Annotated in this window: 24 protein-coding genes; 4 read left to right on the forward strand and 20 right to left on the reverse strand. The window is 72.1% G+C overall.

Annotation, left to right across the window (positions count from 1 at the left end):
• Positions 1–168: 168 nt before the first annotated feature.
• The 5 genes from AB0367_RS11925 to ftsY all read right to left on the reverse strand — a co-directional run bounded on the left by AB0367_RS11925 (position 169) and on the right by ftsY (position 6473).
• The gene (locus AB0367_RS11925) at positions 169–2424 is read right to left on the reverse strand and encodes a [protein-PII] uridylyltransferase (protein WP_366226227.1); all 2256 of its coding nucleotides are present in this window, start codon (positions 2422–2424) and stop codon (positions 169–171) included.
• 25 nt (positions 2425–2449) lie between these two features.
• On the reverse strand, positions 2450–2788 hold the full coding sequence (locus tag AB0367_RS11930) for a P-II family nitrogen regulator (RefSeq protein ID WP_190249674.1): 339 nt from the start codon (positions 2786–2788) through the stop codon (positions 2450–2452).
• A 27-nt stretch (positions 2789–2815) separates the two neighbouring features.
• The gene (locus AB0367_RS11935) at positions 2816–4201 is read right to left on the reverse strand and encodes an ammonium transporter (protein ID WP_366226228.1); all 1386 of its coding nucleotides are present in this window, start codon (positions 4199–4201) and stop codon (positions 2816–2818) included.
• A gap of 174 nt (positions 4202–4375) precedes the next feature.
• Positions 4376–5164, reverse strand: coding sequence for a phosphotransferase (locus tag AB0367_RS11940; RefSeq protein ID WP_366226229.1), 789 nt, complete (start codon positions 5162–5164; stop codon positions 4376–4378).
• Positions 5165–5267: 103 nt separating this feature from the next.
• Entirely contained in the window at positions 5268–6473 is a 1206-nt protein-coding gene (ftsY, locus tag AB0367_RS11945) for a signal recognition particle-docking protein FtsY (RefSeq protein ID WP_366226230.1), read from the reverse strand.
• Positions 6474–6594: 121 nt separating this feature from the next.
• Between ftsY and AB0367_RS11950 the strand changes: the two genes are divergently transcribed.
• Complete coding sequence (locus AB0367_RS11950) at positions 6595–8250, forward strand: alkaline phosphatase D family protein (protein WP_366226231.1); 1656 nt, start codon at positions 6595–6597, stop codon at positions 8248–8250.
• 166 nt (positions 8251–8416) lie between these two features.
• Here the strand turns inward: AB0367_RS11950 and AB0367_RS11955 are convergent, their stop codons facing one another.
• A complete protein-coding gene (locus tag AB0367_RS11955; protein WP_366226232.1) occupies positions 8417–8851 on the reverse strand; it encodes an NUDIX domain-containing protein in 435 nt (144 codons plus the stop codon).
• Positions 8852–9248: 397 nt separating this feature from the next.
• Here AB0367_RS11955 and AB0367_RS11960 point away from each other — a divergent pair, with 397 nt between their 5' ends.
• Entirely contained in the window at positions 9249–9731 is a 483-nt protein-coding gene (locus tag AB0367_RS11960) for a glutathione peroxidase (RefSeq protein WP_366226233.1), read from the forward strand.
• Between the two features lie 112 nt (positions 9732–9843).
• On the opposite strand, the gene AB0367_RS11965 is transcribed toward AB0367_RS11960, so the two are convergent.
• From AB0367_RS11965 to AB0367_RS11975, 3 genes are all read right to left on the reverse strand, one after another.
• Positions 9844–10461 (reverse strand): HAD-IA family hydrolase, encoded by a 618-nt coding sequence (locus AB0367_RS11965; RefSeq protein WP_366226234.1) that lies wholly within the window; start codon positions 10459–10461, stop codon positions 9844–9846.
• Complete coding sequence (smc, locus tag AB0367_RS11970; protein WP_366226235.1) at positions 10458–14030, reverse strand: chromosome segregation protein SMC; 3573 nt, start codon at positions 14028–14030, stop codon at positions 10458–10460. The genes AB0367_RS11965 and smc overlap by 4 nt, the downstream gene beginning before the upstream one ends.
• 221 nt (positions 14031–14251) lie before the next feature.
• Positions 14252–14446, reverse strand: coding sequence for a hypothetical protein (locus AB0367_RS11975; protein WP_345124836.1), 195 nt, complete (start codon positions 14444–14446; stop codon positions 14252–14254).
• Between the two features lie 303 nt (positions 14447–14749).
• Here AB0367_RS11975 and AB0367_RS11980 point away from each other — a divergent pair, with 303 nt between their 5' ends.
• Both AB0367_RS11980 and AB0367_RS11985 read left to right on the forward strand, forming a co-directional pair.
• On the forward strand, positions 14750–15415 hold the full coding sequence (locus tag AB0367_RS11980) for a CAP domain-containing protein (protein WP_366226236.1): 666 nt from the start codon (positions 14750–14752) through the stop codon (positions 15413–15415).
• Between the two features lie 26 nt (positions 15416–15441).
• The gene (locus tag AB0367_RS11985) at positions 15442–16221 is read left to right on the forward strand and encodes a spherulation-specific family 4 protein (protein ID WP_366226237.1); all 780 of its coding nucleotides are present in this window, start codon (positions 15442–15444) and stop codon (positions 16219–16221) included.
• On the opposite strand, the gene mutM is transcribed toward AB0367_RS11985, so the two are convergent.
• From mutM to AB0367_RS12040, 11 genes are all read right to left on the reverse strand, one after another.
• Complete coding sequence (gene mutM / locus AB0367_RS11990; RefSeq protein WP_366226239.1) at positions 16157–17011, reverse strand: bifunctional DNA-formamidopyrimidine glycosylase/DNA-(apurinic or apyrimidinic site) lyase; 855 nt, start codon at positions 17009–17011, stop codon at positions 16157–16159. The genes AB0367_RS11985 and mutM overlap by 65 nt on opposite strands.
• A 10-nt stretch (positions 17012–17021) precedes the next feature.
• On the reverse strand, positions 17022–18248 hold the full coding sequence (locus AB0367_RS11995; protein ID WP_366226240.1) for a mannosyltransferase family protein: 1227 nt from the start codon (positions 18246–18248) through the stop codon (positions 17022–17024).
• Positions 18223–19041 (reverse strand): ribonuclease III, encoded by an 819-nt coding sequence (gene rnc / locus AB0367_RS12000; protein ID WP_366226241.1) that lies wholly within the window; start codon positions 19039–19041, stop codon positions 18223–18225. Before rnc ends, AB0367_RS11995 begins: the two co-directional genes overlap by 26 nt.
• The gene (locus tag AB0367_RS12005) at positions 19038–20087 is read right to left on the reverse strand and encodes a phosphate acyltransferase PlsX (protein WP_366226242.1); all 1050 of its coding nucleotides are present in this window, start codon (positions 20085–20087) and stop codon (positions 19038–19040) included. Before AB0367_RS12005 ends, rnc begins: the two co-directional genes overlap by 4 nt.
• A gap of 13 nt (positions 20088–20100) precedes the next feature.
• Positions 20101–20274, reverse strand: a complete 174-nt coding sequence (rpmF, locus tag AB0367_RS12010; RefSeq protein WP_259861936.1) for a 50S ribosomal protein L32 — start codon at positions 20272–20274, stop codon at positions 20101–20103.
• A gap of 6 nt (positions 20275–20280) precedes the next feature.
• Complete coding sequence (locus AB0367_RS12015; protein WP_366226243.1) at positions 20281–20841, reverse strand: YceD family protein; 561 nt, start codon at positions 20839–20841, stop codon at positions 20281–20283.
• A gap of 98 nt (positions 20842–20939) precedes the next feature.
• Positions 20940–21440, reverse strand: a complete 501-nt coding sequence (locus AB0367_RS12020; RefSeq protein ID WP_366226244.1) for a hypothetical protein — start codon at positions 21438–21440, stop codon at positions 20940–20942.
• Between the two features lie 92 nt (positions 21441–21532).
• Entirely contained in the window at positions 21533–22018 is a 486-nt protein-coding gene (coaD, locus tag AB0367_RS12025) for a pantetheine-phosphate adenylyltransferase (protein WP_366226245.1), read from the reverse strand.
• 46 nt (positions 22019–22064) lie between these two features.
• Positions 22065–22670, reverse strand: a complete 606-nt coding sequence (gene rsmD, locus AB0367_RS12030; protein WP_366226431.1) for a 16S rRNA (guanine(966)-N(2))-methyltransferase RsmD — start codon at positions 22668–22670, stop codon at positions 22065–22067.
• 16 nt (positions 22671–22686) lie between these two features.
• Complete coding sequence (gene recG / locus AB0367_RS12035; protein WP_366226246.1) at positions 22687–24885, reverse strand: ATP-dependent DNA helicase RecG; 2199 nt, start codon at positions 24883–24885, stop codon at positions 22687–22689.
• 24 nt (positions 24886–24909) lie between these two features.
• Complete coding sequence (locus AB0367_RS12040) at positions 24910–26769, reverse strand: DAK2 domain-containing protein (protein WP_366226247.1); 1860 nt, start codon at positions 26767–26769, stop codon at positions 24910–24912.
• Positions 26770–26936 lie beyond the last annotated feature (167 nt).

The following is a 26936-nucleotide window of genomic DNA, read 5'->3' on the forward strand; positions in this document are numbered from 1 at the left end:
TCCGCGCCACCACCGGCCCGGCGAGGCGACGCCCCGCCATCGTGCGACGAAAATTGCGCAAATACGGCAAAGAGACTTACACCTCGCCGGCAAGCCATCGAGACGCCGCACCGACGCGGCCCGTGACGCAGGGGCGGAGGCACAGGGGCGGAGGCACGAGGCGTTCCGTCAGGATGAGGCCGCGGCCCGCAGGACTGCGGCCTCGACGCGGGCGCGGGCGTCCACGTCCCAGGAGCCGGCCAGGTAGAACGCGTCGACGACCTCGCCGCCCAGGGTGGAGATGCGGGCGGAGCGAACGTCGGCGCCGATGTCTTCCAGCGCGCTCGCCACTCGGAAGAGCAGGCCCGGGGTGTCCGTGGCGCGCAGTTCGAGGACCGTGGCGTCAGTGGCGGCCGAGGGGGGCTGCCACACGACGCGCGGGGGCGCGGTGGTGCTGTGGCGGGTGGAGCGTTCGCGGGCGGCGAGGCGTTCGGCCACCGGGAGAGCACCGGTGACGGCGCGGCGCAGGTCCGAGACCACCGCCTCGCGGTCGACGTCACCGCCATAGCGGGGCTGGACGGCGCAGACCATCCTCGCCAGGCCGTCCACGGTGACCGTGTCTGCCGTGACCACGTCCAGACGGTGCAGCGACAGGCAGCCGGCCACGGCGGCGAGCAGACCGCGGCGGTCGGGGGCGATGACGGCGACCGAGTCGGTGTCCAGCAGTACCGATGGGAGGGTTTCGGGAGCGGCGAGCGCGGTGGCGGGTGACGGGGGCGCGGCGACCACACCGGTATCGAGGGCGCGTTCGACGTGACGGACGAGCTCGGCGATGAGCCGCCCCTTCCAGTCCGACCAGGCGGCGGGGCCGGTGGCGGCCGCGTCCGCGCGGGTCAGGGCGTGCAGCAGGCCGAGGGTGGAGGCGTCGCCGACGGTCGCGGCGACGGTGGCGATGGTCTGGGGGTCGGACAGGTCGCGGCGAGTGGCGGTGTCGGGCAGGAGGAGGTGCAGGCGCACGACCTTCTCGACCTGCGCCACGTCGACCGCGCTAAGGCCCAGGCGGGACGCCACGGCGGCGGCGATCGGGGCACCGACGACGCTGTGGTCGCCGGGGAGGCCCTTGCCGATGTCGTGCAGCAGGCCGCAAAGCACGAGCAGGTCGGGGCGGTCGACGTCGCGGGTGAGGCGGGCGGCCTGGCGGGCGGTCTCGACCAGGTGCCGGTCGACGGTGAACAGGTGCACCGGGTTGTGCTGCGGCAGGCTGCGCACCCGAGCCCACTCGGGGAGCCAGTTGACGACCAGGCCGTACCGGTCGCAGGCCTCCCAGACGGAGATCATGGACGGGCCGCTGCCGAGGAGGGTGAGCAGGGCGTCGCGCGCGGGGGCGGGCCAGGGCCGCGGCATCGGGCCGGCGAAACTGCCGAGCCACTCGAGGGTGGCGTGCGCGATCGGCAGGTCGGCGCGGGCGGCGGCCGCGGCCACGCGCAGGGGCAGGACCGGGTCGGGGCGCGGCGTGACGGCGGCGCGGGCGAGCACGACCTCGCCGTGCTGCTCGACGACGTCGCGGGCGAGGGGGCGACGCTCCTCGTGGCCGCGGCTGCTGGGAGCCGACCAGCGCTCCACGGCGCGCCAGGCGTCGTCGCTGGCGTAGGCGATGGTGCGGGCGGCCTCGGCGATACGGCGCAACACCTCGTCGCGGTCGCCGAGGTCGAGCAGTTCGGCGACCTCGTCGCGGTCCTGGGCGAGGAGGCGGTCGACGCGGCGGCCGCGCACGGCGTGCAGGGCGTCGCGGACGTCGAGCAGGGTGCGGTGGGCGCCGCGGACGGCGGGGCGAGGGCCGTCGGCGACGCCGGCGAAGCCGATGCCCCGCAGGACGCCGAAGTCGCGCAAGCCGCCGCGGGACTCCTTGACGTCGCCCTCAAGGAGGAATGCCAGCTCGCCGTGGGCCTTCCAGCGGTCCTGGGTGAGGGTGCGCAGCGCGGGCAGCAGGTGGCGGGCCTCGCGTTGCCACTGGGCGACGGCGTCGGCGTGCAGGCGTGTCAGGAGCTCGCCGTTGCCGGCGACCAGGCGGGCGTCAAGCAGGCCGAGAGCCACCTTGAGGTCCTGGCGGGCCAGTTCGAGCGCCTGCCGGGGGCTGCGGGTGGAGTGGTCGAGGGCGAACTTCGCGTCCCAGATCTGATACCAGATGCGGCTGCCGAGCTGGTCCGCGGCGGCCTCCGCGCCCGGGCCGCCGTCGTGCAGCAGGACCAGGTCGAGGTCGCTGCGAGGGGCGCATTCGCGGCGTCCGAGCCCGCCTACGGCGATGAGCGCGGCACCCGAGGTACCGCCGCCGGCTTCTGCGAAAACCTTCGAGAGCCACTCGTCGATCGCGACCGAGCGCTCGGCTCGTGCGTCGGCGCCCGCCCTGGTGGACAGGACCGGAGCGGGCGCCGACGGCTGTGTCATGTGATTGAGGATTCTGATCAGCGGCTTAGAGGGCGTCGAGCCCGCGCTCGCCGGTGCGGACCCGGACGACCTCGTCGACCGACGTGACCCAGACCTTGCCGTCACCGATCTTCCCGGTGCGGGCGGCGGTGACGATGGCGTCCACGACCTTCTCGAAGTCGAGCTCGTCGGTGACGATCTCGACCCGGATCTTGGGGACGAACTCCACCGTGTACTCCGCACCGCGGTAGACCTCGGTGTGGCCCTTCTGACGGCCGTATCCCTGTACCTCGCTCACGGTGAGGCCGGCCACGCCGAGCGCGTGGAGCGCCTCCTTCACCGCGTCGAGCTGATACGGCTTGATGACCGCGGTCACCAGCTTCATGCCCATTCCCTCCGACATTCCTCGACGCTATCCGGCTACTGTTTCCGACGCCGGGGCTTCCGCCACCGGTGCGGGGGTCCTGCTCGTTCCGACGCCCGCCAGAGCGAACGCGCCGCCGGCGCTCCCGGTGCCCGGGGTCAAGTCGTAGGCGCTCTCCGCGTGCTCCGCGATGTCGATGCCCTCGACCTCGGCCTCGCTGCTGACCCGGAAGCCGATCGTCTTCTCGATGATGAAGGCTAGAGCGAACGCGATCACGAACGAGTAGACCGTGACGATAGCGCTCGCGCCGAACTGCGCGCCGAGCTGGCCCACGCCGCCGCCCATGAACAGACCGTTCTTGGCGCCCAGGCCGTCGCTGATGGCCGAGTTGAGCTTGTCGTTGGCGAAGAAGCCCAGCCACAGGGAGCCGATCCACCCGCCGACGAAGTGGACGCCGACCACGTCGAGCGAGTCGTCGAAGCCGAAGCGGTACTTCAGGCTGACCGCCAGGGCGCAGACGATGCCGGCGACGAGGCCGAGCAGCACGGCCGCCCAGGAGTCGATGAAGCCACAGGCAGGGGTGATCGCGACCAGGCCGGCGACCGCGCCGGAGGAGGCGCCGACGAGGGTCGGCTTGCGGTCGCGGATCCACTCGACGATGATCCAGCCGAGGACCGCGGCGGCCGTGGCGACCTGGGTGTTCACGAAGGCCAGGCCGGTGACGCCGTCGACGGTGAGCTCCGAACCGGCGTTGAACCCGAACCAGCCGAACCACAGCAGCCCGGCGCCGAGGGCGACGAACGGCACGTTGTGCGGCTTCATGCTCTCCCGTGGCCAGCCGATGCGCTTGCCGAGGACCAGGACGACGCCGAGCGCGGCGGCGCCGGCGTTGATGTGGACCGCCGTACCACCGGCGAAGTCGAGCGGGTGCAGGTGCTGGGCGATCCAGCCGCCGCCCCACACGTTGTGGGCGACCGGGAAGTAGACGAGGGTGGCCCAGGCGAACGCGAACACCAGCCAGCCGCCGAACTTCGTCCTGTCGGAGATCGCGCCGCTGATCAGCGCGACGGTGATCACGGCGAACGTCATCTGGAAGACCATGAAGACGTACGTCGGGATGCCGATGCCGCTCGGCTTGTCGCTGGTCGCGAGCCAGAGCTGGTCGATGTACGTCTTGCTGCCGAAGTACTGGCCGAGGTCACCGAACAGGCCACCGGCGGTGTCGGTGCCGAACGACGCGCTGAAGCCGTAGAACAACCACAGGACACTGACGAGCCCGATCGTCGAGAAGCTCATCATCATCATGTTGAGGACGCCTTTGGAGCGGTTCAGGCCACCGTAGAACAGTGCCAGAGCCGGCGTCATGAGCAGCACGAGAGCGGTCGATACGAGTAGCCACGCGGTGTGGCCGGTATCGATGGTCGCTTCAGGCACGCGGGCCTCCTAGTAGTCGAGATCCTCCCTCCCGACCTTCGAGGCAGCGTTGCCCTCCAGCCGGTTGCGCGAGAGCTTTCAGGGCTCACGTTTCACGCACCGGCGCTGCGCGGTTTCTACCGCGTCACGTCATGTTTCCAGCATGTGAAGAAACGCTCACACACTGAGAAACGCCTATCGTAGCGCATATTCGAGCGTGTACCGCTCGTAGTCGATCAGCCGCAGGTCACGTACCGGACGACGGAGATGTCCCTTGTGCACGATACGCACGAAGGCGGGGTCTCCGGCGGCCGCCATCCGTCGAATTCCCTCGATGTGATCGACGATGCGCTTACGAATCACGCGCACCAGGCGATGCCGGTCGCGCGGGGTCAGGCCATAAGCGTCGGCGAACATGCGCAGCCGGCGGGGCCGATTCGGGCGCTTCCAGCCCAGCGTGTACGAGTCGCGGTCAGAGAACAGCGGGACCCAGGTCCACGCCGCATATGCCACGTCGTAGATCCGCGCGCCAGGCGAGGAGAGGTCGAAGTCGATCAGGGACAGGGTGCCGTCGGGGCGCCAGATGACGTTGTGCGGCGCGGCGTCGTGGTGGCAGATGACCTCGGTGTCCGGCGGCGGCGGACCGAACGAGCGCCACACGGCGTTGGGCGACGGCCGGAAGCCCGCCTGGGCGTCGTGGAACATCCGCAGCATGGTCGCGACGGTGACCATCGCCTCGTCTGTCACCCAGTGTGGCGCCAGCGGATACTCTCCGCACTCACCTTCGAGATATTGCAGTACCTCGCGGCCGCGCTCGTCGATACCGTACGCGCGCGGCGCGCCGGTGAACCCGACGTACTCGAGGTGACGCAGCAGCGCGTGCACCGCGGGCGTCCACGGGCCCGCATTGCGGCGCACCGTGTCGCCCGAGCGCACCACGACGGAGGTGTTCCCGCCGTGGAGCGGGATCTCCTGCTGCGTCACGTGATCGTCCTTCGTTGGCTGACCGGGGAACCTGGCTGTACTACTGCTTCCCGACCGCGAGTGAGCGCGGTCGAGCGTTACCGTCCCAAAGTACCGTCCGAGGTTACGCGTCCGCGCCAACCAGGGCGTCGACGAACTGTCGGGCATCGAACGGAGCGAGATCGTCAGGGCCCTCACCGAGGCCGACGAGCTTCACCGGAATGCCGAGTTTGCGCTGAACCGCGATGACGATCCCGCCCTTGGCGGTTCCGTCGAGCTTGGTCAGCACCACGCCGGTGACGTCGACCACCTCGGTGAACACACGCGCCTGCTCCAGCCCGTTCTGGCCGGTCGTAGCGTCCAGGATGAGCAGCGTCTCGTCGACCGGCCCGTGCTTCTCGACGACCCGCTTGACCTTGCCCAGCTCGTCCATCAGGCCGACCTTGTTCTGCAGCCGGCCGGCCGTGTCGATCACAACCGTGTCCACACCCGCGTCAATACCCCGTTTCACCGCGTCGAACGCCACTGACGCCGGATCGGCCCCCTCCGGGCCGCGCACGACGTCGGCGCCGACCCGCCCGGCCCACGTGGTCAGCTGCTCGGCCGCGGCCGCGCGGAAGGTGTCGGCGGCGCCGAGCACGACGGTGTGCCCGTCCGCGACCAGCACGCGGGCGATCTTGCCGCAGGTGGTGGTCTTGCCCGCGCCGTTGACCCCAACGACGAGCAGCACCGCCGGGCGCCCGTCGCGCGGCGTCGCGGCGAGGGAGCGGTCCAGGTCCGGCTCGAGCGCGGCGACGAGCTCGGCGGCAAGCATGCCGCGCAGCTCGGCCGCGGAGGCGGTGCCGTGGACCCGGGCACGCTCGCGCAGCTTGGCGACGAGCTCGGTGGTCGCCTGCACGCCGACGTCGGCGCCGATCAGCGTCGCCTCGATCTCGTCCCAGGTGTCGTCGTCGAGCTTGTCGCTCGACAGCAGGGCGAGCAGGCCTTTGCCGAACATGTTCTGCGAGCGCGACAGGCGCGCGCGGAGGCGCACGAGCCGGCCGGCGGTCGGCAGCGGGATCTCGATCGCCGGCGCCGGGGCGGGCGCCTCGACCACCGGCGGTGCCGGGGCCTCCGCGACCGGTTTCTCCTCGACCGGCGCGGGGGCCTTGGCGGGCTTCTCAACGACCGGAGGGGGTGCCTCCTTGGTCGGGATCCGCTTCGTGGGCGCCCGCTCCGGGGGAGCCGGCGGCAGTGTCGGGGGCTTACGGAAACGCGGCGCAACGAGCGCCAGGGTGGCCCCGATCACCACGACGAGCAGCACCAGGCCGAAGACGATGTACGACTCCATGACTGGAATCCTCCCAGATGCTGCGCCGAGTGACCTGCGGTGGCGCCCAGACCGGCCAGGCAGCATCATCGGGATGCACCGCGTCACACCCGCCGCCGCACTCGTGGGAGGTCGCGTCACCATGTCCGACACCGAACTCGACGCCGACCGGGGCCCGCTCGTCCTCGGCCCGATCCTGCGGCGAGTGGAGGGCGACCGGGCGACCGTGTGGGTGGAGACCGCTGGGCCGGCAACGGTCGAGGTCAACGCCGCGCCCGCGGGCGGGGCGGCCCGGACGTTCGCCGTGCACGGCCACCACTACGCGCTCATCGTGGTCTGCGGGCTGCCCGAGGGCGCGGTCACGCCGTACCGCGTCAAGATCGACGGCGTCGGGGTCTGGCCGCGGCCGGACGACCCGTACCCGCCTCCCGTCATCCGTACCCGTCGCGCGGGGGCGCCGGTGCGGCTCGTGTTCGGCTCCTGCCGCGAGGCGAGCCCGCTGAGCGTGACGCGGTACCCCCCGGACGCGCTGGACGCATATGCCAGGCGGCTGATCGCCTCCATCCGCTCGGATGCGCCGACGGAGTGGCCGGACCTCCTGATGCTGCTCGGCGACCAGGTGTACGCCGACGAGACGCCCGAGAAGATCCAGCGCTGGCTGCGCGGGCGGCGGGGCCTGCGCCGCGCGGACGCGCCGATGACTCAGGTGGTCGACTTCCACGAGTACACGAAGCTGTACCTCGACTCGTGGAGCGACCCGGAGATCCGCTGGCTGTTCTCCACCGTGCCCAGCGTGATGATCTTCGACGACCACGAGATCATCGACGACTGGAACACCTCGCAGCGCTGGCGCGAGCGGATGGCCCAGCTCAGCTGGTGGGATCAGCGCATCCAGGCCGGCCTGGCGTCGTACTGGGTGTACCAGCACATGGGCAACCTGGCTCCGGGCGCGCTGGCGGAGTGCCCGATCTACGCCGCCGTCACCTCGGCCGGCGACGCCACCGACATGCTCGACGAATTCGGCTCCCGCGCCGATCGCGACCCCGTGTCGTACCGCTGGAGCTACACCGTCGACATCGACCGCACCCGCCTCGTGATGCTCGACAACCGCGCCGCCCGCGAGCTGGAGGAGGGCAAGCGGGCGATGCTGCCGGACAGCGAGTGGGCATGGTTCGCCAAGCAGCTGGCGGGCGACTACGACCACCTGCTGATCGGGTCGTCGCTGCCGTGGCTCCTGCCGCCGGCCATCCACCACCTGGAGGCCGCGACCGAGCGCCTGGCGGGGTCCCAGCGGGCCCGGGTGGGCCGCTTCGGCGAGAAACTGCGCCAGGCCGTCGACCTGGAGCACTGGGCCGCGTTCGGCCGCTCGTTCGACGCGCTGAGCGCGCTGCTGGCCCAGATCGGCACCGGTCACGGCGGCGTCTCCCCCGCCCCGGCGTCGATCAGCGTGCTCTCGGGTGACGTTCACCACTCATACGCCGCCCGGGCCGACCTCGGCCCCGAGGTCGTCAGCGCGGTCCACCAACTGACCTGCTCCCCGGTCCACAACGACATGCCGAAGCTCATCCGCCCCGCGATGAAGTTCGGCTGGAACCCGCCGGCGGCGCGGATGATGCGGTCCCTGGCGCGGATGCTGGGCCTGCGCAAGCCGGTCGTCCGGTGGCGGAAGACCGCGGGTCCCCACTTCGGCAACGTGATCGGCCTGCTGCTCCTGGACGGCCGGACGGCGCACGTGGCGATCGAGGGCACCCGGCCGGACAAGACGCTGGGTGAGGTGGCGGCGCTGAAGCTGAGCTGATGCGCGGACGCGACGGCTGGACACACCCACGGACGCGCTCAGGTCAGAACGCCACGTGCGGGGCCCAGCGCGGGCGCGGAAGCACGCGTCAGCGACCCGGCGACCGGCCGGCCGGACTCGCGGGCGCGGAAGCACGGCGCGGAAGCGCCGCACGGGCGCGTGATGCTCAGGCCGGGGCGACGTGCGGGTGGGTCACGGGAGCTTCGTTGAGGTCCGTCCAGGTCCACAGGGTCGCCACCCGAGCACGGCCGGTGAGATACGCCACAGCCGGGTCCCTGATGGGGGCGAACCACATGCGACCGAGCCGGTCCACCGCCTCAGGGAGCGGCACCCACGAGCCCGAGCCGTCGTGCGGGCCGACGCCGGTCACCTCGAAGCCCAGCATTTCGTACTCGACGCCGGCCGCCGGGTAGCGGGCGACCCAGAGGAGACGCTCCGGGAGGACCGATGTGAAGCCTGTCTCCTGGGTCACTTTCGTCAGCAGGGGCTCGCCCGGCTCCACCGAGCCGCCGGGCAGTGCCCAGTCCGGCGGGTCGCTGATCAGGAGGATGTCCTTGCCGCGGCGCAGCACGGCGCCGACCGCGAGATGGTGACCGGTCACGCCTCACCTTAGGCCGCCCGCGCGGTCGAAGCCTCGAACCGCACCGTCCGGCTCAGGGTGCGGCTGACCCGACCCCGCCGCGGCCCGAATGCGCGGGCGCCGCCCAAACACACGGACAAGGGCACGGACACACGGACGCCGACGCGAGCCGCAACGCGCGGAAGCGGGCACGCCGCGAAGCGGGCACGCCGCGAGACGCGGCGCAACGACGGACGACAAACGCGGATTCAAGCACGCGGACGCGAGCATGCGGGCGACGAGCGCGCGGAGGCGAGCACGCGCGGACGGTGAAGCGCGCGGACGCGAGGACGCGCAGGAGCCGAGAGAGCGGGCGGTGGTCGCCGGGCAGTGGGCCAGGCCACGGTGGGTGGCACGACTCCGGCATACGATCGCTGGCATGAGCTTTTATGACATTGAGATCGCCGACCTGCAGGGCAAGCCGCTCGACCTGGGGCAGTTCCGCGGGCAGCCCGTCCTCGTGGTCAACGTGGCCTCGCGGTGTGGGCTCACGCCGCAGTACACCGACCTGGAGGCGCTGCACAAGGAGTACTCGGAGCGGGGCTTCTCCGTCCTCGGGGTGCCGTGCAACCAGTTCGCGGGGCAGGAGCCGGGCACCTCTGAGGAGATCGCCGAGTTTTGCAGCACCACCTATGGCGTCACGTTCCCGCTGACGGAGAAGGTCGAGGTCAACGGGGAGGGGCGGCACCCGCTGTACGAGCTGCTCACGGCCGCCACGGATGCTGAGGGGCACACCGGGGACATCCGGTGGAACTTCGAGAAGTTCCTCGTGGCCGCCGACGGGACCGTCGCGGCGCGGTTCGGGCCGCGGACGGAGCCCAAGTCGGACGAGGTGGTCCAGGCGATCGAGGCCAGCCTCTAGGCAGGCCTCGAGCCAGGCAGATCCAGCCTCTCAAACCCAGGCTGTGGCTGAGGTAACAGAGGCAGAGTAAATATCGGACGACCGGCGGTGACCGGGCACAGAGGGTGCCCGGTTACAGGCCGAAGGCCCGGCGCGGGTAGGAGAGATCGTCGCCGGGCGTGTAGCGATACGCGGAGAGGCCGGCCGCGCGGGCGCCGCGGATCATGCGGTCCGTGTCGTCCACGAGCATGCAACGCGCGGGCGGGGTGTCAATGAGAGTGCACGCGGCGAGGAAGTACTCCTTGGCCGGCTTGTGCACGCCGATCTCGGCGGAGTTGGCGACGGCGTCGAACTCGTCGATCAGGTCGAAGGACTTCAGCACGTCGCGGAACTCGACGGTGGAGTTGGTGGCGATGCAGACCAGGTGGCCGGCGGCGCGGACGTCGCGGACGAACCGCAGTACCTCCGCGGAGACGACGCCCGGGTAGACGACCCACTCCTCCATCAGCTCGGCGGCGCGCTGCGGGCCGCCCACCCGCTCGGCCAGTGCGGCCGCGACCGTGGCAAGCCACTCAGAGCGCGTGATGCGGCCCGTGATGGCCGGCAGGAGGCGGTCCCACTCCAGGGCGACGTCGAGGACCGTGCCGGGCTCCAGGCCGTACCGCTGCTCGATCTTGGCATTGATCGACGGGTCGAACGTGCGCAGGACCCCGTCGAAATCGATGAGCAGGGCCGTGGGCGCTTGAGTCACGCTGCCTCTTCCGTTCGTAGGCGCTGGGAGATGACCTCCGTGACGCCGGAGCGCATGGTGACGCCGTAGAGCGCGTCGGCGACTTCCATCGTGCGCTTCTGGTGGGTGATGATGATCAGCTGGCTGCGTTCGCGGAGCTGCTCGAACAGTGTGATGAGGCGGCCCAGGTTGACGTCGTCCAGGGCGGCCTCGACCTCGTCCATGATGTAGAAGGGGCTGGGACGGGCGCGGAAGATCGCGCAGAGCAGCGCGACGGCGGTGAGGGAGCGCTCGCCGCCGGACAGCAGCGAGAGGCGCTTGATCTTCTTGCCCGGCGGACGGGCCTCGACCTCGATGCCGGTGGTGAGCATGTCCTCGGGGTCGGTGAGCACGAGGCGGCCTTCGCCGCCCGGAAAGAGCACGGAGAAGACCTGCTCGAACTCGCGGGCGGTGTCGTGGTATGCGCTGGTGAAGACCTCGAGGATGCGGTCGTCGACGTCCTTGACGACGGTGAGCAGGTCGCGCCGGGTCGCCTTGAGGTCCTCGAGCTGGTCGGAGAGGAACTTGTAGCGCTCCTCCATCGCCGCGAACTCCTCCAGGGCGAGGGGGTTGACCTTGCCGAGGAGGTTGAGCTCGCGCTCGGCCTTGGCGGCGCGCTTCTCCTGGGTGGCCCGGTCGAACGGCACCGGCTCGGGCGCGGGACGGCCGTCGGCCTCCGCGGCGGCGATCTCCGGCGCGGTCGGCGGCACGGGCAGGTGCGGGCCGTACTCCGCGACGAGCGTGTCGGCGTCGAGGCCGAACTCCTCGGCGGAGCGGGCCTCGAGCTGCTCGATGCGCATCCGCTGCTCGGCGCGGGCGACCTCGTCGCGGTGCACGGCGCTGGTGAGCCGCTCGAGCTCGGCGGTGAGGTGCTTGGCGCGCCCGCGCACGCCGGTGAGGGTGGTCTCGCGCTCGGCGCGCATGGCGGCGAGGGTGTCGCGGGTCTCCTGTGCCTCGGCGATGGAGTCGCCCAGGCGCTCCAGGGCGAACGCGGCGCCGCTGACGACGGCCTCCGCGACGCGGGCGCCGCGGGCGCGGGTGGCCTTACGGGCGGCGGCCCGCTCCCGGGCGGCGCGCTCGGCCGTGGCTTGGCGCAGCAGCGCGTCCGCGCGGCCGGCGAGCGCACCAACGCGCTCCTCCGCGGTGCGTACCGCGAGCCGGACCTCCATCTCCTGCTGCCGGGCGATCGGCACCTCGTCGGCCAGATCGTCGCGCTCCAGGGTCGAGGGGTCCTCGTCGATCGGAGTCTCCTCGGCGAGGGCGAGGCGCTCCTCCAGCTCGGTGAGGCTGGCCAGGCCGGACTCGCGGGCCGCCTCGGCCTTGGCCTTCGCCGCGGCGTGCCGCTCCACCTCGGCGCGGGCGGACTTGGCGGCGGCACCGAGCTCCGCGAGGCGCCGCGCGGCCGCGTTGCGCGCGCTGTCGGCCTCCTTCTTGGCCGCGGCGGTCTCGGCGACGACCTGCTTGGCGCCGGCGGCCGAGTTGCGGGCCAGGGCCAGCAGCTCCCGGGCCTCGGCGACGCGGCGCTCGGCGTCGACCTTCTGCTGACGGGCCTCCTCGACGGCGGCCTGGACCTCGATGAAGCTGTGCTGCTTGCCTGAGCCGCCGGCGGCCGCGTAGGCGCCGATGACGTCGCCGTCGGGCGTGACGGCGCGCAGCGCGGGCGCGTAGGAGACGATGCGCCGCGCGGTGGCGAGGTCGGGGGCGAACACGACGTCGCCGAGGGCGCGCTCCAGGGCCGGATGCAGCTCCTCGGGGAATCGGACGAGGTCCATGGCCCACGCGGCGCCCGGGGGCAGCGGCACCCGCTCGACCGGGGCGGCGTCGAGCATCGGCGCGGACGCGATGAGCAGCGCGGCGCGGCCGGCGTCATCCTGCTTGAGCATCTCGACGGCGGCGACCGCGCCGTCCACGCCGGCGACCGCGACGGCGTCAGCGAGGGCGCCGAGCGCGGCGGCCAGGGCGGCCTCGTGCCCGGCCTCGACCGACAGCAGGGCCGCGACGCTGCCGAGCAGGCCTGGGACGCGCTCCGCCCGGGCCAGCAGGGTGCCGGCGCCGTCCTTGCGACGCAGGCCCATCGCGAGCGCCTCCTCGCGGGCCTTCCACTGCGCGGCGTCCTTCTCAGCGGCGCGCTCGGCGTCGTTGTGCTGCCGGACTTCGTTGTTGATCTCGTCGAGCTCACGCGTCGCCTCTTGGTGGCGCATCTCGAGGTCGGCATTGGCGTTGTCCGCGACGGACGCGCTGGCGCTCGCCTCGTCGTAGAGGCCCTGCGCGGCGTCCGCGCGTGCCTCGGCCTCGGCCAGTTGTACCGCGAGACGCTCGATCTCGTCTGCGGCGGCGGTCGTGCGGGAGCGTGCCGACTCGACCTGTCCGGCGAGCTTGGCGAGGCCCTCGCGGCGGTCGGCGATGGCCTTGTGCGCGGCGACAATGGCCTTCTCGGCGAAGGCAAGGCGGCGCTCCAGGTCCTGGCGGCGCTCGACGGCCTCGGCGAGGCGCTCCTGGCTGGCCTCCAGCGCGGCCCGCAGCTCCTCCTCCTGCTCGCGGACCTTCTCGGCCTCGACGGTGAGCTGGTCGGGGTCGCGGCCGGGCCGCTCCTCGACGGGTGCGGCGGAGAGGTTGCGGTGCCGCTCGGCGGCTAGTTGGTGCAGCGAGCGGTACCGCTCCTGCAGGGTCGACAGCTGATACCACGTGTCCTGCGCCTCGGCGAGAACGGGCGCGTCGGCGGCGTGCTCGGCCTCGAGTGCGGCGAGCCGCTCGTTGATCGACTCGACCTCGGCCTCGACCTCCTCGCGTCGGGCGCGCAGCGCGGTCTCGTCGGCGATCTCCCGGTTGAGCGTCTCGCGCAGCGTGGCGAGGTCGTCGGCGAGCAGGCGCAGCCGGGCGTCGCGCAGGTCGGCCTGGATGCCGGCGGCGCGGCGGGCGACCTCGGCCTGGCGCCCGAGCGGCTTGAGCTGACGGCGCAACTCGGTGGTGAGGTCGCCGAGGCGGTTGAGGTTGGCCTGCATCGCCTCGAGCTTGCGGACGGCCTTCTCTTTACGCTTGCGGTGCTTCAGCACCCCGGCGGCCTCCTCGACGAAGGCGCGGCGGTCCTCGGGCCGGGCGTGCAGGACACCGTCGAGGCGGTTCTGGCCGACGATCACGTGCATCTCGCGGCCGATGCCGGAGTCGGAGAGCAGTTCCTGGATGTCGAGCAGGCGGCACTGGTTGCCGTTGATCTCATACTCGCTCTCGCCCGAGCGGAACATCCGGCGAGTGATCGACACCTCGGTGTAGTCGATCGGCAACGCACCGTCGGTGTTGTCGATCGTGAGGGTGACCTCGGCGCGTCCCAGCGGGGCCCGGCTGGCGGTGCCGGCGAAGATGACGTCCTCCATCTTGCCGCCGCGCAGCGCCTTGGCCCCCTGCTCACCCAGCACCCAGGCAATCGCGTCGACCACGTTGGACTTGCCCGAGCCGTTGGGCCCGACGACGCAGGTGATGCCCGGTTCGAGCTTCAGCGTGGTGGCGGACGCGAAGGACTTGAAGCCCTTGACCGTCAGGCTCTTGAGGTGCACGGATCTCCACGGTGGTCGAGGTGTCTTACCGGGCAGACTACCGCCGGGACACTACCCGCCCCCGCAGCACCGCACACCATAATGCGCGTGTCGTGGACGCCGCGCCCACCCGCAACCAAACGGACAACCGGGTCGTTACATGACTGCGCGCCGAGACCCATCGGATGTCGGCGCGCGGGTTTACTGTGTAGTTCTGCGCAGGTTGCGGTGTCCTGAGGTGTTCAGGCCATCGCCGGCTCGACGAGCCGGACCAGCTGGTCCGCCTCTGACGCCGCTGCAGCGAGCCGGTCGTTCTCGGCACGCAGCCGCACGACCTCGAACTCAAGCGCCCGAACCTTGGCGCGCAGTTGGGTGACCTCGTCGACAAGACGCCGATCGGGCGCGCTGCCTACGTGGCCGAAGAGGGCCTTAGCCATATCGTCTCCTTGTTAAGCGCAGCCGGTCGACTCCGGCAAACGCGCGCCCAGCACCCAGCGACCGAAGCACAAGGGCATAAATGGGCGCGACTGGCGACCCCTCTATGTTCCTTCCGGGGCGCGACTTAGTCAAGCCAACCGGCACGCCAAAGGTCCTGGCCAGGGTGTTCTCACTCACCCGGGTGCGTGATCCGCACCGCCCGCGCCGATCGTGGCAGTGTGCCACCAGTTGCCCCGCAGCGCCACTGCAAAGTAGCGTCTCGTCCGAGAAATTCTGGGACCCACCACGACCGGGAGAGCGCGATGACGGCACCGCGACCCGGCCTCGTGACCAAGCTCGGCCCCACAGGCATCGCCGCGATCGCCACCGGCGTTCTGGTCGTGTTCGGCCTCGGCGCGATGATCATTCCGGCGCTCAGCAACGGCGGCGACACCTCCAGCACCGAGCAGGCCGCGCCCCAGGCGAGCGCGTCCGGGCCCGCCACGTCCAGCGCCCCAGTCCCGTCCAGCGCGCCCGCCATGGCGAGCAGCGCGCCGCCCGCGAGCACCACCCCGGCCGCGACCCGAACCACGCTTGTGTCGGCGAACTTCAACACCGACTACGAGGACCGCGCCATCCAGTTGATCAACAACGAGCGGCGCAAGCGGAAATGCGACCCGCTGCGGGTCGACGGCAGGCTGCGTACGGCCGCACGGGGGCACGCCGCCGACATGGCCGCCCAAGACTTCACCGGCGGCAGCGGCAGCGACGGCAGCGACCCGGCCAGACGCGTCCGGGCGGCCGGATACACCGCCTTCGCCGACGAATTGACCGCCAAGGGTGGCGACCCCGGCGACACCGTCAAGCGCTGGCTGCGCGGCGACAACGCGCACGCCCTGCTGGTCGACTGCGACATCACATCGATCGGCGTCGGGGTCGCGATGCGCGGCCGCACGCCCTACTGGACCGTGGACATCGGCCGTGCTTGAGGGGGCCCAGCATCGTTAGTCCGGTCGTGGACCGGGTTCCGACGCTCCTGCCACTGCGGGCGCATCCGCTGGCCCGGCCACACGCATGGGAGATCATCGCGGGACACGGTCCGGCGTTCACCGTCGTCGTCGACGTCGCGCGGGGGCCCGGCAGCGGCCGGGATCCGCTGTGGACGGCCGCCATCGGCCGCCTGGAGGCGGCCGGCGTGCGGCTGCTCGGCTACGTCAACGTCGACTACGGCACCCGCCCGGTCGCGGACATCCGTGCGGACGTGTACCGATGGGCCGGCTACCCGGTGCGCGGCGTGTTTCTCGACCGGACGCCGGTCAGCCCGTACGCGATCGGCCCCGTCGCCGTGATCGCGCAGGCGGCCACCCGTGCTGGGCTGCCGGAGGTGCTGCTCAACCCCGGGGAGCCGCCCGACAACGCGTACCGCGACCTCGGCCTGCCTGTATGCGTGTTCGACGGCAGCTGGCGGGAGTACCTGCGCTGGTCCGGCGAGGGGGCGCGGCCCGGCGACGGGCACCTGGTGCACGCCGTCCCGCCGTGGGAGCTCGACGAGGCGGCCCGGCTGCAGGTCAGCCGCGGGGCCGGCTTCGGGCTCGTCACCGACCTGGGCGCCCCCGACCCGTATACCGACCTGCCCGCCTGGTGCGGCCTCGTGCCCGGCCTGGCCGAGCTGGGCACGGGGCTGGGCAAGCCGACCCAGGCGCCCCGCCGGCCACGCTCCTACTGGCAGCTCAGCGTGGTGCGAGACGAGGCCGCGGCTGGCAGCGCGGGCATGAGTACGAGGACCGGTTCATGAACGCCTCCCGGCGCATCGGGCTGCCGCAGCGGTTGCAGGGCAGGCCCTCGCGGCCGTAGGCGTTCAGCGCACGGTCGAAGTAGCCGCTCTCGCCATTGACGTTGACGTAGAGCGCGTCGAAGCTGGTGCCGCCCTGGGCGATCGCCTCGTTGAGGACGTCGCGCACGTGCCCGAGCAGGCGGCGTACCACCGGGCGGGAAAGCTGCGACGTGTCTCTCGCGCCGTGCAGCCGCGCCCGCCACAGCGCCTCGTCGGCGTAGATGTTGCCGACGCCGGAGATCAACGTCTGGTCCAGCAGCGCCCGCTTGACCTCGGTGCGGCGGCCACGCATCCGCTCAATGAACGCGTCGTCGATGAACAGCGGATCGACCGGGTCCAGCGCGATGTGGGCGAGTTCGGCGGGTAGCACCGCGCCACCCTCGGACACGCTGAGGCCGCCGAACGTACGCTGGTCGACGAAGCGCAGCTCCGGCCCGTCGTCGTCGAAGGTGAAGCGCACCCGCAGATGGGTCTCCGCCGCGGCGTCGGCCGGCTGCATGAGCAGCTGTCCGGACATGCCGAGGTGGCCCACGAGCGCGTCCTCGTCGTCCAAGGGCAGCCACAGGTACTTCCCGCGGCGCATGACGGCGCCCACGCGGCGGCCCGCGAGGATGCCGGAGAAGTGCTCGGCGCCAGGCAGATGGCGGCGAATCGCGCGCGGATGCAGCACCTCGACCGTGGCGATGCGCCGACCGGACACCCACTTGTCGAGGCCGCGGCGGACGGTCTCGACCTCGGGCAGCTCAGGCATGGAAGTCCTTCTAGATCGCGTAGTGCCAGACGGTGATGAGATACGAGCCGTACCACAGCCCGAACGCGCCGAAGGCCGCCACGACCAGCGCCGCCGTGCGCGGGCGCGCGCGAGCGAGCGCGACCGCGGGCGGCACCAGGATGAGCAGCGAGGGCACGAGCAGCCGCGGCTTGGAGTGGTAATACCCGGCCTGGCCCAGGACCAGGACGAGCACGCCGATGCCGTAGACGGCCAGCGGCAGCCACACGCGCCCGCGCAGGGCCGCGGCGGCGAGGATGACGGTGCCGATGAGCATCCACGCGACGCTGACGTGGATCCAGCCGTCGCCCCCGCGCAGGGCATCGCGGACGAACTCCAGGCTGGAGGAGCCGTAGTCGAACGTGGTGCCCCAGCCGGCGGTCTGGATGTTGAACCACGCGCGGAGCTCGCCGACGTGCAGCCCGACCCAGAGCAGGTAGGCCGGCGCGCCGGCAAGCGCGATGGCCGCGCCGACCAGGGGTTTCCAGACCGGTGTCGTACCGCCGGTGCCCGCCCCCGCGCGCCCCCGCCCGCCCCCGTCCGGGTCCGGATCGACCTCGGGGCGCTCGTTCGCGCCCGCGCGGGCGCGGTACACGGCGATCCCGGCCGCGACCGTCAGCGCGATCGCCGCTGCCGCGCCCGTGGGGCGGGTCAGGCCGGCTCCCAGCCCGAGTAGGCCGGCGGCCAGCCATTCGCCACGGTGCGCCAGCAGCAGCATGCCGGCGACCAGGGCGATGAACAGCGACTCCGAATAGGCCATGGACAGCGCCATCGACATCGGCTGCACGCAGAACAACGCGGTGAACACCAGGCCCACCCGCTCGTCGTACAGGCGGGTGAGCAGGGCGCACAGCAGCACCGCGGCCGCGCCTCCGGCCAGCCACGACACGGTGATCGCGGCGGTGCCGTAGTCAAGCCGGGTGACGAAGTGCACGAGGCGGACCAGCATCGGGTAGCCGGGGAAGAAGGCCAGGCCGTTGCCGGTCAGACGGCCGTCGGCGTCGAAGCTGTACCCGGCCGGGTACCCCTCCTCGGCCACGCGCAGGAAGTGCCCGCCGTCCCAGGCGAGCAGCCGGTCGCGGATCTTGCCGTCAGGCGACATCCACCACAGGAACGCCAGCTGCAGCAGGCGGCTCAGGGTGTACAACCCCAGGGGGAAGGCGATCAGGAAGGATCGCCCACGCTGCGTGGTCTCACTGACCGGCGTCATCGTCGTCATCGGCGGGCGGTTCCTCGGCAGGTCGGGTCCGGGTGTGGATGGCGGAGCCGGAGGTCGCGGGCCCGGGGCGGGCGGGCTCCGCGGGGGTGGCGGACGACTCCGGCTGAACGCCGGACAGCTCCCGCCAGGCGGCCTCGGCAGCGCGCTGCTCGGCCTCCTTCTTGCTGCCACCCTGCGCCCCGCCGTAGCGCTGCTTGGCGACGATCACCCAGGCGGTGAACCGCTTGGCGTGGTCGGGGCCCTCCTCGTCGATGCGGTACTCGGGCACCCCGAGGCCCCGCCCGGCGGTGAGCTCCTGCAGGCTGGTCTTCCAGTCCAGGCCAGCCCCGCGCAGCGCCGCCTCGGCCATCAGCCCGTCGAACAGCTTGTGGATCACCTGCGCGGTGACGTCCAGGCCGTACTGCAGGTAGATCGCGCCGATGAGCGCCTCGAGCGTGTCGGCGAGGATGCTGGCCTTGTCGCGGCCCCCGGTCGCCTCTTCGCCCTTGCCGAGCAGCAGGAACGGGCCGATGCCGTTGGGGCCGAGGCGCCGCGCGACGTCGGCGAGGGCGCGCATGTTGACGACGCTGGCGCGCAGCTTCGCCAGCTGCCCCTCGGCGAGCTTCGGATGGTTCTGGAACAGGGCGGTGGTGATCACCACGCCAAGGACGGCGTCGCCGAGGAACTCCAGCCGCTCGTTGGTGGGCAGGCCGCCGTTCTCGTACGCGTACGAACGGTGGGTCAGGGCCCGCTTGAGCATCTCCGGGTCGAAGTCGACGCCGAAGGCGGTCTCGAGATGGTTCTGATTCTTCACGAGCGCTCTCCCAGTGCGTCACGGATAGTGAGGCCGCCGGCCGAGGAGAGTTCGGTCAGCAGATCGTCGGCGATACCGGCGACCGCCGGGGTGATGCGGTCGCGGTGCAGTCGTGCGGCGAGGGCGATGCCGTCGGCGACCTCGGCCCCGCCGGCCGAGCCGTGGCAGACGACGACGTCGCCGGCCACCCCCAGGAGCACGGCGGCCTCGTGGGGGCGTGTGCCGTACACCTCGGAAATCTTGGATCCACCGCGACTTGCGGTGAACGCCCCCTCGATGCCCTTGAGCAGGATGTTGCCGGTGAAGCCGTCGGTGACGACCACGTCGGCGGGGCCACCACGCGGCACGTCGAAGCCCTCGACGAGCCCGACGTAATGGCCGCCGGCGGGCAGCGGGATGTCGGACAGCGCAATCGACACGGCGCGGCGCAGCCGGTCGCCCTTGCCGGGCTCGCTGCCGATGGACAGCAGCCCAACGCGCGGGCGCGCGATGCCGAGCCCGACGGAGGCGAAGGCGGTGCCGAGCACGGCGTGCTGGACGAGCTCGAGCATGGTCGCGTCGAGGGTCACACCGACGTCGAGGAGGAGCACGGGTCCCCGTTCGGTGGGCAACTGTGCGGCGAGGCCAGGCCGGCGCACGCCGCGCAGCCGGCCCAGCACGTGCGCGGAGGCAGCCACGGCGGCGCCGCTGGAGCCGGCCGAGACCATCGCGTCCGCGCGGCCCGTGTACACCGCCTCGGCGGCCGTGCGGACCGTCGTCTCGCGGCGGATGTTGCGCAGCGGCGAATCGGCCATGCCGATGACCGAGTCGACGGCGATGACGCTGACGCGCTCACGGTCGCCGACCGCGAGCGCACCGACGACCTCGCCGGCCGACTGCTGCGGCCCGACGAGGACGAGGTGGAGGTCTGGATCGGCGCTGCATGCACGCAGAGCGCCGTCAACCACGACGGCGGGAGCCCCGTCCCCGCCGAGGAGGTCGACGGCGATCCGCGCGACGCCGGACGGGAGTCTCCCGCCGTGCGGCGATCGGTCGGATCGCGTCACCCGGATCCGGTGGTCAGACCTCGATGACCTGACGGCCGTTGTACGTGCCGCAGACCGAGCAAGCCGCGTGGGGCAGCTTGGGCGAGCGGCACTGCGGGCACGGCTGAGTGGAGACCGCGACGGCTTTCCACTGGCTCCGGCGCGACCGGGTGTTGCTGCGCGACATCTTCCGCTTGGGAACGGCCACGGGACCTTACTCCTCTGACTTGATCTGGGACAGGGCGGCCCAGCGCGGGTCGATCTGCTCGTGGTTGTGTCCCGCGGGCAGATCGTCGATCGGTACCCCACAGCCGGGGCACAGACCTGGGCAGTCTTCACGGCACACGGGGTTGGCGGCCAGGGAGAGCACCACCGCGTCCCGCAGTGCCGGCTCCAGGTCGATCAGGTCGCCCTGCAGCCGTCCAACCTCGTCCTCGTCCGTCGTCTCGTCCGTGGTGCTGTGCTCGTAGGCATAGAACTCTTGGATCGGGACGTCCAGCGTGTCGCTGATCGGGCGTAGGCAGCGCCCGCACTCGCCGACCAGAGGGCCGGTGACGGTGCCGGAGACGAGAACGCCTTCGGACACCGACTCCATGCGCAGCTGGAGGTCGAGCTCGGCGCCCTGGGGCACGCCGATCAGCTCCAGGCCGAGGTCTTCGGGCGCCGGCACCTTCCGCGAGACCGCATGCAGAGCGCCCGGTCGGCGTGGGAGGTCTCTCGTCTCGAGGACCAGCGGCGACCGGGGATCCAGGTGCGGGTGCTGTTGATGTGGCATCGTTCAGACTCCGGCCAGGCAGGGCCGACGGATTAGGCTACCCGAGCGGCAGATCTTCCGTCGAATCGCCCCCACCATAGCGCGCCCGAAGGCGCGGCTCAGAAGGGCAGTGGCCGGTCGTCCTCGCCGGAGGGGGTGAACGACCCGATCTCGCGCAGGGCGTGCATCTTGTCGCGCCCGCGCTCGATGGACGCCAGGGACCTGGTCAGGAACTGCTCGAAGTTGGCCAGTGCGGTGTCGACGTAGTCGTCGACCTCGTCACGCAGCCGCTGCGTCTCCGCGCGCGCCTCGTTGATCATCCGCGACGCCTCGTGCTCCGCCGACACGACGATCTCGTTGATCGACACGAGGCGGGTGTGCTCGGCCTCCGCCTCGGCGATGATCCGCTCGGCCTCGCGCCGGCCCGCCTCGACGATCTTGTCGCGCTCTTCCAGCAGCGCGGTCGCCCGGCGCAACTCCCCTGGCAGGTCGGCCCGCAGCTGGTCGAGCAGATTGATCATGTCCGCGCGATCGAACACGAAGTTGCTCCGCGACATCGGCGCCGACCGTGCACCCTCGATCAACGCGATGATCTGGTCGATGCTCTCGAGCGGATCCACCTGCGGTCACTCCTGTTCACAAGGTCGAACGACGTAACCATCATGCGGCTCGAAGCACGATGCCGCTCCATCGCCACTCGGGGGTTTCGCAACTACTTTCGCGCAGAGGCGAATCGCTCCCGCAGACGATTCGCCACGAGATCGGGTACATGTGGCGAAACGTCGCCGCCCCACTTGGCGACCTCTTTGATGAGGCTCGAGGAGACGAAGGAGAACTTCGGATTGGTCGGTATGAACAGCGTCTCGATGCCGCCGAGGCCGTAGTTCATCTGGGCCATCTGCAGCTCGTAGTCGAAGTCGCCGGCCACGCGCACACCCTTGACGATCGCGGTGATGTCGTTGGCCTGGCAGAAGTCGACCAGTAGGCCCTGGAAGGCGTCGACCCGGACGTTGGCATACGGCGCGGTCACCGCCGCGAGCATCTCCAGCCGTTCGTCGACGGTGAAGAGCCCCGCCTTGCTTTGATTGATCAGTACCGCAACTACGACCTCATCGAACAACTGCGATGAGCGACCCACGATGTCCAGATGCCCGTTCGTGACCGGATCGAACGAACCGGGACAGACCGCGCGCCTCATTGCACCAGCCCAAGCCTCATGAGCGGGGACCGTACCAAAGCTCCGGTCAAGCGCCGCGTGAGCCGTCCTGATCCCGTCGGGCATACCACAGTGCCGTCTCCCCATAGCGGCGCTCGGCGAGCTGGTGCAGGCCCCCGGGCCAGGCGATCGAGGCGCCTCGACTGGACCGCTCGACCACCACCACGGCGTCGGGCGCCAGCCAGCGCTCGGCGAGTGCCTCCAGCACCGCGCCGACGCGCTCGTCGGTTACGGCGTAGGGCGGGTCGACGAACACCGCGTCGTACGCCTCGTCCGGCTCCCCCGCGACCAGCCGCTCGACCTTGTCGGTCACCAGCCGCACCCGGCCACCCACGCCAAGCGCTGCGATGTTGGCCCGGATGACCCGCCCCGCCTTGGCGTCGGCCTCGGCGAGCAGCACGTGGGCGGCCCCGCGCGAGCACGCCTCGAGCCCGACCGCGCCCGAGCCGGCGTACAGATCGGCGAAGCGGGCCCCCTCGAGGTCGAGCAGGTTGTCCAGGCTGCTGAACAGCGCCTCTCGGACCCGGTCCGAGGTTGGGCGGGTGCCCTGCCCGGCCGGCACAGCCAGCCGCCGGCCGCCGTGCGCCCCGGCCACGATGCGCGTCACGCGCTCCAGGGTATGCGCTGGCCTGATGTGATCTGACTCACGTTCAGCCCTTCTCCAGGTACTCCGCCCGTTCCTCGTCCACCAATCGCGCGATCGTGGCGGCCAGGGCCGGGTGCCGCTCCAGCTCCGGGTCCTCCCCGATGAGCTGCGCCGCCTCCGCGCGGGCCTCCCCGATGAGCTCGGCGTCGCGCAGCAGCGACAGCAGCCGCAGGTGCGAGCGGTGGCCGGACTGCGAGGCGCCCAGCACGTCGCCCTCACGGCGCTGCTCCAGGTCGAGCTCGGCGAGCTTGAACCCGTCGGTGGTGGAGGCGACCGCGTCCAGTCGCGCCCGCGCGGGTGTGCCCTCCCCCGACTCGGTGACCAGCAGGCACAGCCCGGGCGCGCTGCCCCGCCCGACGCGCCCGCGCAGCTGGTGCAGCTGCGAGACGCCGAACCGGTCGGCGTCGAGGATCATCATCATCGTCGAGTTGGGCACGTCGACGCCGACCTCGATGACCGTGGTGGCGACCAGCACGTCCAGCTGCCCGGCGGCGAAGGAGCGCATCACCGCGTCCTTCTCGTCGGCGGGCAGGCGTCCGTGCAGCACCCCGATGCGCAGGCCGTGCAGCGGCCCGTCCTCCAGCTGCGGCGCCACGTCCAGGACCGCGACCGGGGGCCGGCGCCCGTCGTCGCCGACCGGCGGGACGTCCTCGCCGTCGGACTTGGCGTCGCCGATGCGCGGGCACACGATGTACGCCTGATGGCCCTTGGCGACCTCCTCGCGCAGCCGCCGCCAGGCCCGGTCCAGGAACGCGGGCTTCTCGGCGACCGGCACGACGTGCGAGGCGATCGGTGAGCGCCCGCGCGGCAACTGGCTGAGCACCGACGTCTCCAGGTCGCCGAACACGGTCATGGCGACCGTCCGCGGGATGGGCGTGGCGGTCATGACGAGCACGTGCGGGGGCTGGTCGGCCTTGGTCCGCAGGGCGTCGCGCTGCTCGACGCCGAAGCGATGCTGCTCGTCGACGACGACGAGGCCGAGGTCGGCGAAGTCGACGCCCTCGTAGAGCAGCGCATGGGTGCCGACGATGATGCCCGCGCTGCCGCCGCGGATCTCCTCCACGACGCGGCGGCGCGCGGCCGCGCCCAGCGACCCGGTCAGCAGCGCTACCCGGGTGGCCTCCGGGGCGGCGTCGAGCTCGCCGGCCCGCGCCATGCCGCCGAGCAGGTCCACGACGTTGCGGTGGTGCTGAGCGGCCAGGACCTCGGTCGGGGCGAGCATCGCCGCTTGGCCGCCGGCGTCGACGACCTGCAGCATCGCGCGCAGCGCGCACAGTGTCTTGCCGGAGCCGACCTCGCCCTGCAGCAGCCGGTGCATCGGGTGCGGCCGCGACAGGTCGGCGGCGATCTCGTCGCCGACGTCGCGCTGGCCGCGGGTCAGCTCGTACGGCAGGCCGGCGTCGAACGTCGCGAGCAGCCCGTCCTCGCGGCGCGGGCGCGGCACCGCGGGCCAGTCCTGCGCCCGCTTCTTGCGCTGGACCAGCGTCAGCTGCAGCGCGAACGCCTCGTCCCACTTCAGCCGCCGCCGTGCGATCGCCAGCGTTTGCTGCGACTCCGGGCGGTGGATCTCGCGCAGCGCCTTGTCCAGCGCGGACAGCCGGCGGCCCGCGCGCGTGGTCGCCGGCACCGGGTCGGGCGTGGGCGGCAGGATGTCGAGCACGGTGCGCACCGCCGCGGCGATGCGCCACGTCGGCACTCGCGCGGTCGCGGGGTACACCGGGATGATCGCGCCGGCGAACTCCTCCACCGCCTCCTCGCCCTCGCCGGCGTCGAGCAGCACGTAGTCGGGCTGGTTGAGCTGCAGCTTCTGGTTGAACCGGCCGACCTTGCCGGAGAACAGCCCCCACCGGCCCGGGCGCAGCTGGTTCTCCCGCCATGGCTGGTTGAAGAACGTGACGCTGATCTCGCCGCCGCTGTCGTCGCCGATGATCGCCTCGACCAGCGAGCCCCGCTTGCCGCGCGTGCTGCCTCGCTGCTGCGTGAACTGCCGCGACGTCACGCGCTTGACCTGCCCGAACACAGTGACGTCAGTGTCGATCTCCAGCGCCCGGATGTCGGTGTGCTCACCGCGCTCCTCGTAGCGGCGCGGGAAGTGGTAAACCAGGTCGCCGACCGTATGCAGGTCCAGGTGCTCAGCCAGCAGCTTCGCGCCGTTGCCCCCGAGCACCTTCTGCAGCGGCGTGGTCAGGTCGATGTCGGCCACTTCGGCTCTTTCCCCGTCTCGTTGCTACTCCACTCCCACAAGCAGTGGGTAATGCGGCTGACCACCTTCGTAGCACTGGACCTCGACGAAGGGCCAGGAGCCCTCGACGTGCGCCGTCAGAGCGGCCGTCAGGCCCTCGGGCGCGTCCCGGCCGGCGACGAGGGTGACGAGCTCACCGCCGCCCGCGAGCATCCGGTCCAGCAGCCGGCACGCGGTCTGCGACAGATCCTGCCCGATCAGGTTGACCTCGCCGTCCACGATCGCGAGGATGTCGCCCGGTTGGCACCGCCCGGCCACCGTCAGCGCCTCCCGGCTGGCGATCGTGACCTCGGCCGAGCGGCACCGCGCGGCCGCCTCCGCCATGGCGATCACGTCGTCCTCGAACCGGCGGTCGGTGTCGCGCACGGCCAGCGCGGCCAGCGCCTGCACCGGGGAGCGGGTCGGCACCACGCCCGCGCTGACGCCCATGGCGCGCGCCTCCGCGGCGGCGGCCGCGGCGACGGCCAGGACGTTCGGGTCGTTGGGCAGCACCACGACGCGGCCCGCGCCCGTGCCCCGGATCGCGTCGAGGATCTCGCCGGTGGAGGGGCTGCCGCTCAGCACCGCGGCCCCCTCGGCTTCGAACAGCCAGGCAAGGCCCGGGCCGCTGCACACGACGACCACCGCGCGCTCCTGGCGCCCAACTCCCGCACGTTCCCCGTGCTCAGCGTCACCGCGCTCCCGGCGCTCCGCCTCGGCGGTGCCCGTCTCGCCCGCCCCCGCGCGCACGCCGGTTGTGTCGCCCACCCCCACGCGCACCTCGGCCCTCGCCCCCGCCTCCGCGCGCACCTCGGCCTCGACGCCCAGCCTCGCGCGCACCTCGGCCTCGACGCCCAGCCTCGCGCGCACCTCGGGCGGGGCGCTCGGTGATGGCACGGCCGCGGCGGCCCGGGGTCGCTGGACCTCCGCGCGAGCAGCGATCTGGTCGGCGAACCGGGTCACCGAGATCCGGCTCGGCCTCCCGGCCTCGACGCCCGCCTCGATAGCCGCACCGATGTCGTTGACGTGCACGTGGACGTGCCAGGTCGGCTCGTCGCCGATCACCACGAGGGAGTCACCGAGCCCCGCGAGGACGCCGCGCAGGGCCTCGACCGCCGCCGCGTTGGCGTGCAGGAGGTACTGCACCTCGTACGCGTACTCCTCCGAGCCCGCCTCGCGCTGCATCGTCCCGCCCGGTCGCGGATCCGGCGGCGTCGCCGGCCCGGGCGCGCCCCCGGGCGGCGGTGCCTCGCCAGTCAGCGTCTGGACCAGCGCGTCGAGCAGCACCACGAGGCCCCGCCCGCCGGCGTCGACGACGCCGGCCTGGGCGAGCGCGGGCAGCTGCTCGGGCGTCCGTGCGAGCGCGACACGCGCCCCGTCGGCGGCCGCCCTCGCCACGGCGGCGACGCCCCCGGGCCACGCGCCGGCCACGGGAGCCACGGCCAGCGCGGCCCGAGCGGCGGCCGCGCCGACGGAGAGCACCGTGCCCTCCACCGGCGCCGCGACCGCGCGGTAGGCGCCGCGGGCGGCCTCGTCCAGCGCCCGGGCGAGCTGCCCCGCGTCCGCCGCGACCACGCCGTCCAGGGCGTCGGCGAGCCCCTTGAACAGCTGGGCCAGGATGATCCCCGAGTTGCCCCGGGCGCCCAGCAGGGCGCCGCGCGCCGCGCCGCGCAGGACATCGCCCACCGTGGCGCCGTCCGCGGCCTCCGCGGCGGCGGCCATGGTCAGCGCGAGGTTGGTGCCGGTGTCGCCGTCCGGGACCGGGTATACGTTGAGCGCGTCGATCTCGGCCCGATGGCGCCGCAGCGCGTCGAGGCCGGCGGCACACCACCGGCGGACGGTCGCGGCGTCCACGCTGTCTGGCACGCGCCAGAGCCTAACGGTGAGGTCGTCCATTCCCCACCGATGCGCCGCCGACAGGGCCGATTGGGTGTCACGGGCGGGGATCAGGTAACCTTGCCGGGTTGCCCGCCGCTCACCCGGCCGGTGACGCCTGGAGCGAGACCCGCGAAGCGGGCCCGTTCCGACCCGAG

Origin of the sequence: Dactylosporangium sp. NPDC051484 (genome assembly GCF_040689395.1) — a bacterium.
Lineage (GTDB): Bacteria > Actinomycetota > Actinomycetes > Mycobacteriales > Micromonosporaceae > Dactylosporangium.